At 71.2% G+C, this 13,689-nt stretch carries 12 protein-coding genes; 7 read left to right on the forward strand and 5 right to left on the reverse strand.

Annotated elements, in window-relative coordinates; translation table 11 throughout:
• Positions 1-41: 41 nt before the first annotated feature.
• A complete protein-coding gene (locus JYK17_RS20360) occupies positions 42-1,133 on the forward strand; it encodes a maleylpyruvate isomerase N-terminal domain-containing protein (RefSeq protein ID WP_261995950.1) in 1,092 nt (363 codons plus the stop codon).
• Between the two features lie 21 nt (positions 1,134-1,154).
• Here the strand turns inward: JYK17_RS20360 and JYK17_RS20365 are convergent, their stop codons facing one another.
• Together JYK17_RS20365 and JYK17_RS20370 are read right to left on the reverse strand one after the other, a co-directional pair.
• Positions 1,155-1,952 carry a phosphatase gene (locus JYK17_RS20365; protein WP_222810938.1) on the reverse strand — a complete coding sequence of 266 codons (798 nt, stop codon included), beginning with the start codon at positions 1,950-1,952 and terminating at the stop codon, positions 1,155-1,157.
• A gap of 92 nt (positions 1,953-2,044) precedes the next feature.
• Complete coding sequence (locus JYK17_RS20370; protein ID WP_222810939.1) at positions 2,045-3,562, reverse strand: PucR family transcriptional regulator; 1,518 nt, start codon at positions 3,560-3,562, stop codon at positions 2,045-2,047.
• Positions 3,563-3,683: 121 nt separating this feature from the next.
• Between JYK17_RS20370 and JYK17_RS20375 the strand changes: the two genes are divergently transcribed.
• From JYK17_RS20375 to JYK17_RS20385, 3 genes are read left to right on the forward strand one after another with little or no spacing between them, the layout of a single operon-like run.
• On the forward strand, positions 3,684-5,147 hold the full coding sequence (locus tag JYK17_RS20375; protein WP_108012976.1) for a sodium:solute symporter family protein: 1,464 nt from the start codon (positions 3,684-3,686) through the stop codon (positions 5,145-5,147).
• Between the two features lie 47 nt (positions 5,148-5,194).
• The gene (gene speB, locus JYK17_RS20380; protein WP_108012975.1) at positions 5,195-6,163 is read left to right on the forward strand and encodes an agmatinase; all 969 of its coding nucleotides are present in this window, start codon (positions 5,195-5,197) and stop codon (positions 6,161-6,163) included.
• A complete protein-coding gene (locus JYK17_RS20385) occupies positions 6,160-7,851 on the forward strand; it encodes a thiamine pyrophosphate-binding protein (RefSeq protein ID WP_222810940.1) in 1,692 nt (563 codons plus the stop codon). The genes speB and JYK17_RS20385 overlap by 4 nt, the downstream gene beginning before the upstream one ends.
• On the opposite strand, the gene JYK17_RS20390 is transcribed toward JYK17_RS20385, so the two are convergent.
• Both JYK17_RS20390 and JYK17_RS20395 read right to left on the reverse strand, forming a co-directional pair.
• Positions 7,852-8,076, reverse strand: a complete 225-nt coding sequence (locus tag JYK17_RS20390; protein ID WP_128802840.1) for a DUF397 domain-containing protein — start codon at positions 8,074-8,076, stop codon at positions 7,852-7,854.
• Positions 8,069-8,863: a helix-turn-helix domain-containing protein gene (locus tag JYK17_RS20395; RefSeq protein ID WP_128802841.1), complete on the reverse strand. Its 795-nt coding sequence runs from the start codon at positions 8,861-8,863 to the stop codon at positions 8,069-8,071. The genes JYK17_RS20390 and JYK17_RS20395 overlap by 8 nt, the downstream gene beginning before the upstream one ends.
• Positions 8,864-9,004: 141 nt before the next feature.
• Between JYK17_RS20395 and JYK17_RS20400 the strand changes: the two genes are divergently transcribed.
• Complete coding sequence (locus tag JYK17_RS20400) at positions 9,005-9,412, forward strand: hypothetical protein (protein ID WP_372465190.1); 408 nt, start codon at positions 9,005-9,007, stop codon at positions 9,410-9,412.
• On the opposite strand, the gene JYK17_RS20405 is transcribed toward JYK17_RS20400, so the two are convergent.
• Positions 9,331-11,547 carry an ArnT family glycosyltransferase gene (locus JYK17_RS20405; RefSeq protein ID WP_222810941.1) on the reverse strand — a complete coding sequence of 739 codons (2,217 nt, stop codon included), beginning with the start codon at positions 11,545-11,547 and terminating at the stop codon, positions 9,331-9,333. The two genes, JYK17_RS20400 and JYK17_RS20405, sit on opposite strands and share 82 nt — an antisense overlap.
• Positions 11,548-11,674: 127 nt before the next feature.
• On the opposite strand from JYK17_RS20405, the gene JYK17_RS20410 reads away from it, so the two are divergent.
• Positions 11,675-12,526 (forward strand): serine hydrolase, encoded by an 852-nt coding sequence (locus JYK17_RS20410; protein WP_108012971.1) that lies wholly within the window; start codon positions 11,675-11,677, stop codon positions 12,524-12,526.
• A gap of 53 nt (positions 12,527-12,579) precedes the next feature.
• Positions 12,580-13,629 carry an esterase-like activity of phytase family protein gene (locus JYK17_RS20415; protein WP_222810942.1) on the forward strand — a complete coding sequence of 350 codons (1,050 nt, stop codon included), beginning with the start codon at positions 12,580-12,582 and terminating at the stop codon, positions 13,627-13,629.
• Positions 13,630-13,689 lie beyond the last annotated feature (60 nt).

A 13,689-nucleotide genomic window follows, 5' to 3' on the forward strand; every position in this document is an offset into this window, starting at 1 on the left:
AGTGGGTTGAGCGGGGCGGGCGGGCGCGGTGGGATGACGTCATGGCGGAGACGGCGAGGACGGCTGACACGGCGGAGACGGCGGAGACGGCGGATACGGCGAGGACGGCGGACACGGCGAGGACGGCGGAGACGGCGGGCACGGCGAGGGCGGCGGAGACGGCGGATACGGCGGATACGGCGGATACGGCGAGGACGGCGGAGACGGCGGGCACGGCGAGGGCGGCGGAGACGGCGGATACGGCGGATACGGCGGATACGGCGAGGACGGCGGAGACGGCGGGCACGGCGAGGGCGGCGGAGACGGCGGATACGGCGGATACGGCGGATACGGCGAGGACGGCGGAGACGGCGGGCACGGCGAGGGCGGCGGGCACGGCGGGCACGGCTGAGACGGCGGGCACGGTGGGCACGGCGGAGACGGCAGAGACGACGAAGACGTCGGAGACGACGGATACCGCGGATACGGCGGAGACATGGAACTGGCGGGGCGGGCGGATCCGGGAGGCGTTTCTGGAGGCCGCGCGGACGGCGGCCGATCTGCTGGCCGAGCCGGCCGTAGCCCGTGCCTGGGACGGTCCTAGCGTGCTGGAGAAGTTCACGGTGCGCGGTCTGGCCGGGCACATGTTCTGGCAGGAGCTGGCCCTGCCCGCACTGCTCGCCGACCCGCTCCCGGCCGAACCGGTCGTGCCGTTGCGCACGTACTACCTGGAGAAGGTCATCTGGCTGGACGCCGGCCCCGACGCGCCCGTCAGCGGACGGATCCGGCAGGGCGGTGAGGCGACCGCGGCGGACGGGCACACGGCGCTGCACGCGCGCGTGCGCGAGGCGCTGGACCGGCTGCGCACCGAAGTGCCGGCCGCGCCCGCCGCACGGCCCGTGCACGTCCCCTCCTGGGGCGACTGGTCCCTGAACCTCGACGACTTCCTGCTCACCCGTCTCCTGGAACTCGTCGTCCACACCGACGACCTGGCTTGCAGCACCGACCTACCGACCCCCGCCTTCCCGGACCACGTGACAGCCCCCGCCATCGACCTACTGACCCGCCTCTCCACCCGCCGCCACGGCCCGATCCCACTCCTGAGAGCACTGGCCCGCAGGGAGCGGGCGCCGGGATCGATCGCCGGGATCTAGAGCTGAGGGTCGACTGGCCCGCTAACCCTCGGAGAGCAGCCCCGCCTCGCCCAACAAATACGCCGTCATCGGGTCGTAGTGGCGGGGGCTCATGACGTGGTCGTCCAGGGGGACGACCGCCTGGAGGGTGCCCTCGGATTCGGCGAGGAAGAGGGCCGGGTCGTTGCAGTCGGCGTAGCCGATGGAGTCGACGCCGTGTTGGCCGGCGTAGCCTGCCCAGCCGTGGTCGGCGACGACCAGGTCGGGGAGGGGGCGGTTCTCGCGTTCCAGGGCGGTGAGGATGGCCTTCATGGGTTCGCCGGAGTGGGTGTGCCACAGGGAGGCGCCGTGTTCCAGGACGGCGACGTCGGCGAGCTGCCAGACGTAGCCCTCGTCCGTCTGCAGGCCCTCGGGGATGACCACGATGTCGCAGCCGGCGGCGCGCAGCGCGGCGGCCGTGGCGCGGTGCACGTCGAGCAGGCCGCCCGGGTGGCCGGTGGCGAACAGCACCCGCTGCTGCCCCTTGGCCGCCTTGCGCAGCCGGGCCGCCATCCGCTCCAGGGCGTCGACCGTCAGCTCGGGGTCGATGGTGTCCTGGCCGTAGCGGAACTCGGGGTCGTCGTTCACGCCCACCCGCTCCGCCATCACCGCGAGCACGTCCTGCTCGTCGCTCCAGCGGTCGCCGAACTCCAGGCCGAGCCAGTAGTGGCGGTCGCCGTTGGCCAGCTTGCGGTAGTGGCTGAGGTTGTTCTCGCGGGGCGTCGCGACGTCGCCCGCGATGCGGGTCCGTACGAGGTGGTCGACGAGCTCGGCGCGGCTGGGTGTCCCGGGTATCGGCATGGCTCCCATTGTGAGGCAGGCGCAGATGCGAGTCCCTGGCGTCCCGCACGCTGGGACGTGGGTCACGTACTCATAGTCATGAGCCCGCGTACCTATGGCCGCCGCAGCGCGAACCACAGCTCCATCCGTACGTCCGGGTCGTCCAGGTCGGTGTCCAGCAGCGCGGCGCAGCGGGCGATGCGCTGGCGCACGGTGTTGCGGTGGACGGACAGCGCGACGGCCGTACGGTCCCAACTGCCGTGCAGGGAAAGCCAGGTGCGCAGGGTCTCGGTCAGCGCGGGGCTGTCCGCCACCGGCGCGAGCAGCAGCCGAGCGTGGTCCGCTGCGTCCCGCGGCGCCACCAGGTCCGCAAGGCCCGCGCGCTCGCCGTGACGCACCAGCGCCGTGCGGGTGGCACGGGCCCGGGCCAGCGCGCGGCCCGCCTGGGTGTCCGCGGACGCCCACTCGGCCGGGGCCACGGCGGCGCTGACCCCCAGCGTCCAGCCGGGCTGCGCGGCCGGTTCGCGGTCGGCCGGTACGAGGACGCGTACGACGTCCTGCGCCAGGTCGACCAGGGGCGAGCCGAGGGCCGCGCCCAGCGCGGAGGCGGCCACCGCGTCGGGGGAGCGGGTCTCCGGCCGGGCGTGCACCACGAGCCACCGCCCGGACCCCAGCAGCCCGGCCACGTCGGCGGGCGGCGCCCCCAGCAGCAGCCGCACCAGCGCGGACGAGCGCGCCGCACCCGTGCCGCTCTGGTGCTCGCCGGTGAGCAGCGAGAGCAGGACCGCGGCGACGGAGGCGATGGTGTGGTCGCCGGGGTCGCGCTGCGGGGCGGCGACCCCGAGCACGAAGCCCTGTCCGGCACCGAGGGCATAGGCGGCGAGGTGGGTGCCGGCCTTGCTGTCGGTGGCGGAGGTGGGCGTGCCGGGGACCGAGGGGCGTACGACGTCCGCGAGTTGGGCCAGCGCCGCGTCGGCGTCGTCGGTCCCTGTCGGGCGCCCGGCGGACGCGATCGTGGCGCCCTCCGGCCCGTACAGCACCGCCCGCCCGCCCACGCGCCGTGCCAGTTGCCGCAGCACCGACGGCACCGGGTCCGGGCGGGAGGCCGCCGCCGCGAGGCTCTGCTGCGCCTCCGCGACCCGGCGCAGCTCCGCCAGCCGGGCCTGCGCCATCAGCTGCCAGACCGCGCGGGCCACCCCGGAGAACGTGGTCCGCGGCGGCACCTCCAGCAGCGGCAGGCCCTGCGCGTCGCAGGCTGTCACCAGGGCGGGCGGCACCGTGTCGAACACGGGGGCGAGGCCGAAACCGAGCGCGGCCCCGCCCGCCGCGACGATCCGGGCGACGTATTCGGCGAAGTAGCCGGCGCGAGCACCCGAGCCCGCACCCAAGTCCACACCCGCACCCGAGCCCGCATCCAAGTCCGCACCCTCCGGGACATGCACCCCGGCCGTCAGCAGCAGCTCACCCCCCAGCAGATACGGGTACGGATCGGCCATCTCCGAGGTGTGCGCCCAGTGGATCACGGTCCCCGCGTCGGACGGTCCCGCGATCTGCCGGAGGTCCAGGTCCTCACGGGCCAGCAGTGACTCCAGGGGCACGGGTGGCGTGGGCGGGACGGCGGGATCCGGCATGGTGTGCGTTCCCTCCATGCGGCAGGGCTCGAATGGATGAAACGTACACTTCGCAGTCGCTTTCCGGCCACCTAGTGTCGGTGCTCATCACCCGCCGGCGAGACCGAGCGAAGGAGGCCCCGTGGCCGTCGACTACACCGTCATCGTCATCTACCTGGCCGGCATGCTGGCCATGGGCTGGTGGGGCATGCGCCGCGCCAGGTCGAAGAGCGACTTCCTGGTTGCCGGACGACGGCTGGGACCCGCCATGTACTCCGGCACCATGGCCGCGATCGTCCTCGGCGGCGCGTCCACCATCGGAGGCGTCGGCCTCGGCTACCAGTACGGCCTTTCCGGCGCCTGGATGGTCTTCACCATCGGCCTCGGCCTGCTGGCCCTGTCGGTCTTCTTCTCGGCCCGCATCGCGCGCCTGAAGGTCTACACCGTCTCCGAGATGCTGGACCTGCGCTACGGCGGCCGCGCGGGCGTCATCTCCGGTGTCGTCATGTGGGCGTACACGCTGATGCTCGCGGTCACCTCGACCATCGCGTACGCCACGATCTTCGACGTCCTCTTCGACATGAACCGGACCGTCGCGATCATCCTCGGCGGCTCGATCGTCGTCGCGTACTCCACGCTCGGCGGCATGTGGTCGATCACCCTCACCGACATGGTGCAGTTCGTGGTGAAGACCATCGGAGTCCTGCTCCTGCTGCTGCCCATCGCGGTCGTCAAGGCGGGCGGCTTCGGCGAGATGAGGGCCAAGCTGCCGACCTCGTACTTCGACCCGCTGGGCATCGGCGGCGAGACGATCTTCACCTACGTCCTGATCTACACCTTCGGCATGCTCATCGGGCAGGACATCTGGCAGCGCGTCTTCACCGCCGGGAGCGACCGGACCGCCAAGTGGGGCGGCACGGTCGCCGGCACCTACTGCCTCGTCTACGCTCTCGCCGGCGCCGTCATCGGCACGGCCGCCAAGGTGCTGTACCCCAAGCTCGGCAGCGCGGACGACGCCTTCGCCACCATCGTCAAGGACGAACTCCCCGTCGGAGTAAGAGGGTTGGTGCTCGCCGCCGCCCTGGCCGCCGTGATGTCGACCTCCTCCGGCGCACTCATCGCCTGCGCGACCGTCGCCAACAACGACATCTGGTCGCGACTGCGGGGCCGCACCGTCACGGGCGACGGCGACGGTGGCGGCGACCACGACGAGGTGCGCGGCAACCGCGTCTTCATCCTCATCATGGGTGTCGGCGTGATCGGTACGGCGATCGCCCTCAACAACGTCGTCGAGGCCCTCACCGTCGCCTACAACCTCCTCGTCGGCGGACTCCTCGTCCCCATCCTCGGCGGACTGCTGTGGAAGCGCGGCACCGCGCAGGGCGCCCTGGCCTCCGTGGCCGTCGGCGGCCTCGCCGTCATCGGCCTCATGGCGGGGTACGGCATCCTGGCCAATGAACCCGTCTACTACGGCCTCCTGTCCTCCCTGATCGCCTACGTCGCCGTATCCCTGGCGACCCCGGCGACCGACACCGCGGTACTCGACGCCTGGCGGGAACGGCTCGCCGGGCGCGAGGTTCCCCAGCCGGTTCCGGCATCCCGATGAACCGGACGGATGAACCGAACGGAAAACACGAAAGAAGGAATACGACCATGAGCAGCAACGAGACGCCCCGCGGCCCCGTCGACTCCTCCCGCGTCCCGCGGTACGCCGGACCCGCGACCTTCGCCCGGCTGCCCCGCCTCGACGAGGTCGGCAGCGCCGATGTCGCCGTCGTGGGCGTGCCGTTCGACTCGGGCGTCTCCTACCGGCCGGGCGCCCGCTTCGGCGGCAACGCGATCCGCGAGGCGTCCCGGCTGCTGCGCCCCTACAACCCGGCGCAGGACGCCTCCCCCTTCGCCCTCGCGCAGGTCGCGGACGGCGGCGACATCGCCGTGAACCCGTTCAACATCAACGAGGCCGTCGACACGATCGAGGCCGCGGCGGACCAACTGCTCGGCACCGGCGCCCGGTTGATGACCCTGGGCGGCGACCACACCATCGCGCTGCCGCTCCTGCGCTCGGTCGCGAAGAAGCACGGCCCCGTGGCCCTGCTCCACTTCGATGCCCACCTCGACACCTGGGACACCTACTTCGGCGCCGAGTACACGCACGGCACGCCGTTCCGCCGGGCGGTCGAGGAGGGCATCCTCGACACCTCCGCCCTCTCGCACGTCGGCACCCGCGGCCCGCTCTACGGCAAGCAGGACCTCACCGACGACGAGAAGATGGGCTTCGGCATCGTGACGTCGGCGGACGTGATGCGGCGCGGCGTGGACGAGATCGCCGATCAGCTGCGGCAGCGCGTCGGCGACCGCCCGCTGTACATCTCCATCGACATCGACTGCCTGGACCCGGCCCACGCGCCCGGCACCGGCACCCCCGAGGCCGGCGGCATGACCTCCCGCGAACTGCTTGAGATCCTGCGCGGCCTGGCATCCTGCAACCTGGTGTCGGCGGACGTCGTCGAGGTGGCGCCGGCGTACGACCACGCCGAGATCACCTCGGTTGCGGCCTCGCACACCGCCTACGAACTGACCACGATCATGTCCCGCCAGATTGCAGAGGCCCGCGCGAAGTGACGCACGACCACGACCTGGAACTCCGCCCGACCGCCGCACAGACCGAGGCCGCGCTGAACCCGCCGGCCGGCCGCAACGGCGGAGACCTGGTCGTGGAGACGCTGGCCGGGCTCGGCGCGACCACCGTGTTCGGGCTGCCCGGCCAGCACGCCCTCGGCATGTTCGACGCACTGCGCCGCTCGGACCTGCGGTACGTGGGCCTGCGGGTGGAGAACAACGCCGGGTTCGCGGCCGACGCCTACGGCCGGATCACCGGCGAGGCGGCGCCGCTGCTGCTGTCCACGGGCCCGGGCGCGCTCACCTCGCTCGCGGCCCTGCAGGAGGCGCGCGCCGCCTCCGCGCCCGTCCTCGCGATCAGCAGCCAGGTCCCGACGCGCGGACTGGGCGGCGGCCGCCACGGATATCTGCACGAACTCCCGGATCAGGCCGCCTCGTTCAGGGGCGTGGTGAAGTCCGTCCACACGGTCCGTACCCAGTCCCAGATCCCCTCCGCGATCGCCGAGGCCTGGAAGTCGGCCCTGACCGCCCCGCACGGCCCGGTGTGGGTGGAGATCCCGCAGGACGTGCTGCTGGCGCAGACGCGGCTGCCGGTGGTGACGGCGGTCGACGCCTCCCCGGACGAGCTGCCGCCGCGCCCCGAACTCACCGCCGTGGCCGCGGACTTGCTCTCGCGAGCCGAGCGGCCCGCGATCATCGCGGGCGGGGGAGTGGTACGGGCGGACGCCTCGGGCAAGCTGCGGCAGCTCGCCGAGCGTCTGCAGGCGCCGGTCGTCACGACCTTCGGCGGGAAGGGGGCGTTCCCGTGGACGCATCCCCTCTCGCTGCAGTCCTGGCTGGAGGACCGCCACACGACCGACCTCCTGGAGGACGCGGACGTGCTGCTGGTGGTCGGCTCGGGCCTGGGTGAACTCTCCTCGAACTACCACACGTTCAAGCCGCGCGGCCGGGTGATCCAGATCGAGGCGGACCTCGGCAAGCTGGAGTCCAACCACCCGGCACTGGGCATCCACGCGGACGCCCGCCTGGCCCTCCAGGCACTGTTGGAGACGGTCTCCGAGCGCGCGGACCCCGCCGCTCCCGAGCGCGTACGAGCCCTTCTCGCGAAGGTCGCCGACCGGATCGCCGCCCAGGAACTCACCCTGGAACAGGACGTGTTGGCATCCGTCCGGCGCGCGCTGCCGGCCGGTTCCCCGTCCTTCTGGGACATGACGATCCTCGCCTACTGGGCCTGGTCCGCCTTCGACGCGAAGTCCCCCAACACCATGCACTCGGCCCAGGGCGCCGGCGGCCTCGGCTACGGCTTCCCGGCGGCACTCGGCGCGGCGGCGGCCGACCCGACCCGCCCGGTCCTCGCGGTGTCCGGCGACGGCGGCGCCCTGTACTCCATCGCCGAACTGGCGACGGCCCGCCAGTACGACCTGAATGTCACCTGGCTCATCGTCGACGACGGCGGCTACGGCATCCTGCGCGAGTACATGACCGACGCGTTCGGCCAGCCGACGGCAACAGAACTGACCCGCCCGGACTTCGTGGCGCTCGCGGAGTCGTTCGGGGTCCCCGGGGTTCGTACGACCCCTTCGGCCCTCGCGGACGACCTGGCGAAAGCGCTGGCGGCACCGGGGCCCTCGGTGGTCGTACTCCCGGCGGTACTGCGGATGTTCGCGCCGACCCACCTGGACTCGGACTGATCACCGACCGACGAGGTCTCCGTTCTTGACCCCTGCGACGAACGACGCCCACCCAGCCGACGAGAAGACCAGTGCGGGCCCTTCGGGGATTTTGGAGTCACGAACAGGGACGCCCGCGAGGTGGGTGTCCAGGACCTCCAGGCAGCTGCCGCCCTCGCTGCCGCTGTACGAGGACTTCCGCCAGCCGGTCAGTGCGGCAGCGTTCGCGATGATCGGTTCAGCCATGACGTCCGTAATCCTTTGCTGTCGCCCTCAGCAGGGCCAGTGACTCCTTGAGTGGCAGAGCGTCGCTCAGTGCGAGATCGTAACGGCCTTGCAGTTCCTGAACCATGGCCGGGGAGTCGTGCACCTTCCCCATGCGCACTCCCTCGGTGTACGCCACCGGCGGCTGATCGTCGAACCACATCAGCGTCAGCATGCTCTCCAGCAAGGGGTGGAACCCCAATGACCGCGGCAGTACGTGCACGCGAACCCGTCTTGACTCCGCCAGCCTGACGATGCGTGTGATCTGCTCGGCCATGATCTCTGGGCCGCCGATCGGCCGGTCCAGGACGCTCTGGTCCAGAAGGGCCCACACTACTGGTGACACGGGGTCCTCAAGGATCTTTGCCCGCTCAAGCCGTGTGACAACGAGCCTGTCACATTCCTCTTCACCCAGAGGAGGGTAGGAGGGACTCAGAACCGCACGTGCGTACCCTTCTGTCTGGAGGATGCCTGGCACGAAGGAGAGGGCGAACTCCCGGATCTCAATGGCTTGTTGTTCGAGTGCGTGGGCCGCTTCGAAGTGCTTCGCCACGGCGCTGTCGTCATCCGGCAGAAAACTGCTCAGCACATCGCCCGTGTTCAGCGCCCTGTCGAGGCGTCGCGCGTCCTCTTTGGACGGGATGCGACGCCCCGCCTCGATGTGCGAGATGTGCGAACGCGTCATCACGGCGGCTGTCGCCAACTCCTGCTGTGTCAGGCCGGCCGCCTCGCGCTGCGCCTTCAACCACTCCCCATAGATGTTGCTCAACGTCAACTCCCATGTGACAGATGCGTTGTCACCTCCGACCCACTGGCGAGCCTAGCCCGGCCCGTCTCACTCTGTGTGCGGATCGCTACACAGCGATTTCCTCGCAGGTCGGCCCGCCTTGGACTTCAAGGAGTTGAAAACGTGTTGTACGCCCTCGCTGCCGCCTCAGTCACCCGCCCCCGTCTCCTCCCCTGGTCCAACGCCGACGGCAAGCCGTGCTATCTCGTCACCGACCCCTCCGGCACCGGTCCGCTCTCCCGCATTGCCGACAACGTCGAATCCGTCCAACTCGGTATGGCCGCCGACCTGCTCGACCACGCCACCGACCTGCTCGATGACGCCAAGGCCACCGCGCCCCAACTCCGTTTCCTGGCAGCCCGATTGACCGAGTCCCTCTACGACGTGCACCGCATCGCCCGCAGCAGAGGCGCCCGCCTGTCCGTCCCTGAGGATGACGAGGGGGTCCGTCAGTCGACGTCGGAGGGGTCCAGTCGGTACAGGGACACGGAGGACGAAGATGACGACGAGGACGAGGAGCCCGTGCTGTAGGCGCTCTCCTTCACGGCCGTGCCGTGCTTCTTCACCCAGTTCGTCACCGCGGTGCTGACACTGTTGCCGCCGCCGGGACCGCCGCCCATGCCGCCGCCGGTCTGGACGTAGTGCAACTCGCCCTTCTTCACGAGTTCCTTGAGCTTGGCGACGGTCATCGCCTTGTCGGAGCCGGTGAAGCCGAACATGGAGATGACGGGGGCCTTGGCGGTCAGCTCGATCTGGCCCGCGCTCTGGGAGTTGGAGACCGCGAGGAGCCAGGTGGCGCCGTCCCGGTGCTTCTTGAGGTAGGAGATGAGCCCGCTGTCGGCACCTTCCATGCCGCGGCCGCCCATGCCTCCTGCCATACCGGCGCGTCCTCCGGCGCGGGCGTCACCGCCGCGCGGCAACTCGCCTTTCGTACCGCCCTGTTGGCCGCCCTGGCCGCCCTGCCCGTTCGCCGCACCGCCAGGTGCACCGCTCGGTGCACCCCCGCCCCGCGGGAACCCGCCGCCGCCCCGCAACTCGCCACCCTGCTGAGCACCGCCCGGCGCCTCCCCGCCCCCGAATCCGCCCCCGGGACCGCCCATTCCGCCCGTCGACGGGCCCGCCGTAGGGTTCGAGCCGCCCATCATGCCGCCGGCGGAGGAGTCGAAGGCGGGTGAGGCGGCGTACGCCGTCGGGCCCGCGAGGGCCGCCACGATCGCCGCGGCGACGGAAGTGGCCAGCAGGCGCACGCGGTTGCCCTTCCGGTGGACGTACAGGCCGACGATCGCGAGGGCCATGACGACGCCGACGGTCGGCCACAGCCAGGTGTGCCAGCCGGTGGCCCGGCGCAGCAGGACGATCGCCCAGATCCCGGTGACCGCGAGCCCGGCGGGCAGCACCCATGACCAGCGCGGGTCACCGCTGCGGAAGGCGCGCCAGAGCAGTAGGCCGCCGCCACCGGTGAGTGCCGCGATGCCCGGGGCGAGGGCGGTCGTGTAGTACGGGTGCATCGTGCCCTCGGCCATCGCGAAGGTCAGGTAGTGCAGTACGAGCCAGCCGCCCCACAGCAGCAGCGCGGCGCGCGTGGGGTCGGTGCGCGGGGCGCGGCCGCAGAGCACCAGACCGGCGACGAGCGCGATGCACGCGAAGGGGATCAGCCAGGAGATCTGGCCGCCGAGGACGTCGTTGAACATCCGGCCGAGGCCCGCGGTCCCGGCGAAGGTGCCCCCGCCCCCGCCCCCGCCCCCGCCCCCGCCGCCGAAGCCACCGCCACCGGCGCCCCCGCCACCCCCGCCGTTGCCCTCGCCGCCGAAGACCCGCCCCAGGCCGTTGTAGCCCGTGATCAGGTTCCAGGCGGAGCCGTCGGTCGAGCCGCCGATGTACGGGCGGTCGTCGGCGGGGACGAGGGAGACCGCCGTCGCCCACCAGAAGCTGGAGACGGCCAGCGCCACCGCCGCGAGCGACAGATGCGCGGCCTTCTTCCGCCAACTCTGCTTCGAGGCGTAGACGTACACGGCGAAGACGGCCGGCAGGGCGATGTAGCCCTGGAGCATCTTGGTGTTGAAGGCGAGCCCGAAGCAGACGGCGGAGCCGATGAGCGGCAGCAGCCGGTCGGTGCGCACGGCGCGCAGGGCGAGGGCCGCGCCGCCGGTCATCAGCAGGACGAGGATCGTGTCGGGGTTGTTGTCGCGGTCGATGGCGACCGTGATCGGCGTCAGCGCGAGCACCAGGGCGGCGATCGCGGCCGCCGCAGGCCCGAAGTACCGCTTCACGGACGCGTGCAGAATCCAGATCGTGCCGAGCGCGGCCCCGATCTCGGGGGCCATCATCTGCCAGGTGCCGAAGCCGAACACGCGGCAGGACAGGCCCATCACCATGAGCGCGAACGGCGGCTTGTCGACGGTGATGAAGTTCCCGGCGTCGAGCGAGCCGAAGAACCACGCCTTCCAGCTCTGGGTGCCGCTGTAGACGGCCGAGCTGTAGAAGCTGTTGAGGCTGCTGCCCGACAGGTTCCAGGCGTACAGCACCAGCGCCAGGACCAGGATCGCGATCAGGGCGGGCAGCGACCAGCGCGGGGCCTTGTCCGGGGGCGCCGCCGGTGCGGTGGGTGGTGGCCAGTCGGCTGACACGGCCTGGGCGTGGGGGAGTGGATCGGTGGCAGATGTCACCCGGGAATCGTGCAGAGGGGGAGTGAGTGCGCGCTGTGGGGAACCTGGCTCCCGCCTGTGAATACGCGGAGGGTGCGGGTGGGGCGGGACGTACAACCATTCATGCCGACTCGTGCGTCAACACGGCATGACTCACCGGAGATTCACCGGACGCGCCAGAGCGCTCGCCATCGGCCTCGGCGTCCTCATACCGGGCGTGGCCGCCATCGCACCCGCGGCTGCCGCCACGACCCCCACCGTCAGCTGCACATCCGCGAAGGCGGGCCTGGCCACCAAGCTGAAGAAGGACATCGGCGCCGCCCTGACCAACCGCAAGGGCACCGTCGCGGTCGGCCTCTACGACCGCTCCACCAACACCACCTGCTCGCTGCGCGCGACGAGTTCGTACGACTCCGCGAGCGTCGTCAAGGTCACTGTCCTCGCGACGCTGTTGTGGGACGCGAAGAAGCACAACCGGTATCTGACGAACACCGAGGCGTCGCTCACCAAGTCCATGATCACCAAGTCGGACAACGACGCGACCACCAAGCTGTGGAAGCAGCTGGGCATGACGAAGATCAAGGGCTTCCTGGCCGCGGCCAAGATGACGAAGACCGTGCCGGGCGCGAACGGCTACTGGGGCCTGACCCAGATCAACGTCACCGACGAGCAGAAGCTGCTCAAGCTGGTCACCGCGAAGAACTCGGTGCTGAGCGACAACTCCCGTGCGTACATGCTGAAGTTGATGGGCCAGGTCATCTCATCGCAGCGCTGGGGCACGCCCTACGGCCGTCCGTCCGGGGTCACCTGGCACGTCAAGAACGGCTGGCTGCAGCGCTCCACGCACGGCTGGCGGGTGCACAGCGTCGGCACCTTCACCGGCGGCGGCCACGACTACATGATGACCGTGCTCACCTGGGGCAACAGCGACATGACCTACGGCATCAACACCATCCAGGGCGTCGCGAAGGCCATCCACAAGGACCTGGCGGCCAGCTGACCCTTCATGAGCGGGTCTCCCGCCCGTCACCGACTCGTCCTACGGTGGCGCCCATGCGCCTGAGAACCGTAATCGCCACCGCCACCGCGGCCCTGGCGGCGGCCACCGCCATGACCGCCGCCGCCCCCGCCACGGCCAACACCGCCATCTCCGCCGCGGCCGTCCCCGCGACGGACCACGCCTGTTCGCCGTCCGTCTCCATCGACCGCTTCTCCGACGCGCTCGACAAGACGACGTACGAGGGCACGTTCGTCGGCAACTTCTCCGCGCTGGCCGTGGACCGGGACGGCTCGCTCGCCGCCCTGGAGGACCGCTCCTCGCTCTTCGACCTCGACGCGAGGACGCTGCGGCCGAAGCGTGTCGTCCAGCTCGCCGACGAGAAGGGCGCCGCGCTCGACAGCGAGGGCCTGGTCGTCGACCGGGACGGCACCCGGCTGATCACCTCGGAGACCGAGCCGTCGATCCGCCGCTACTCCCGTGACGGCACAATCCTCGACCGTCTCCCGGTCCCCTCCTCGCTGCTCGTCGCCCCCGCCGGGCGCGCCACGTCCAACCAGACCTTCGAGGGCCTGACCCTCCTGCCGGGCGGCCGCACCCTCCTCGCGTCCATGGAGAACGCGATCTCCGGCGACTCCACGGACCTCGTCCGCTTCCAGACCTGGACCCGGACCAGGGGCAACCACTTCCGGCTCGGCGCGCAGTACGCGTACCGCATCGACGCCGGCCTCGGCGTCCCCGAGGTGCAGGCCACCCCCGACGGCCGCCTCCTGGTCCTGGAGCGCGGCTTCACCGCGGGCGTCGGCAACACGGTCCGCCTCTATCTGGCCGACCCGCGCCGGGCGACGGACACCAGCGGCATCGAGAACCTCACGGGCCAGGCCGGGGTGCGGGTGATCAAGAAGCGGCTGCTGGCCGACATCGCCGACTGCCCCTCCCTGGGAGCCACGGCCAAGCAGCCGCAGCCCAACCCCCTCCTCGACAACATCGAGGGCATGACGATCACCGGCCATGACCACGGCCGTCTGAAGGTCCTCCTGGTCAGCGACGACAACCAGGGCGCGACCCAGACGACACGCTTCTACTACCTGCGCGTACGCGTCTGACACCCGCGCGTACGCGTTGACACCTGCGCGTACGCGTGCGACCCGTACTCCCTGCGGTTT

The sequence above is a fragment of the Streptomyces plumbidurans genome, assembly GCF_019857225.1.
Taxonomy (GTDB): domain Bacteria; phylum Actinomycetota; class Actinomycetes; order Streptomycetales; family Streptomycetaceae; genus Streptomyces; species Streptomyces plumbidurans.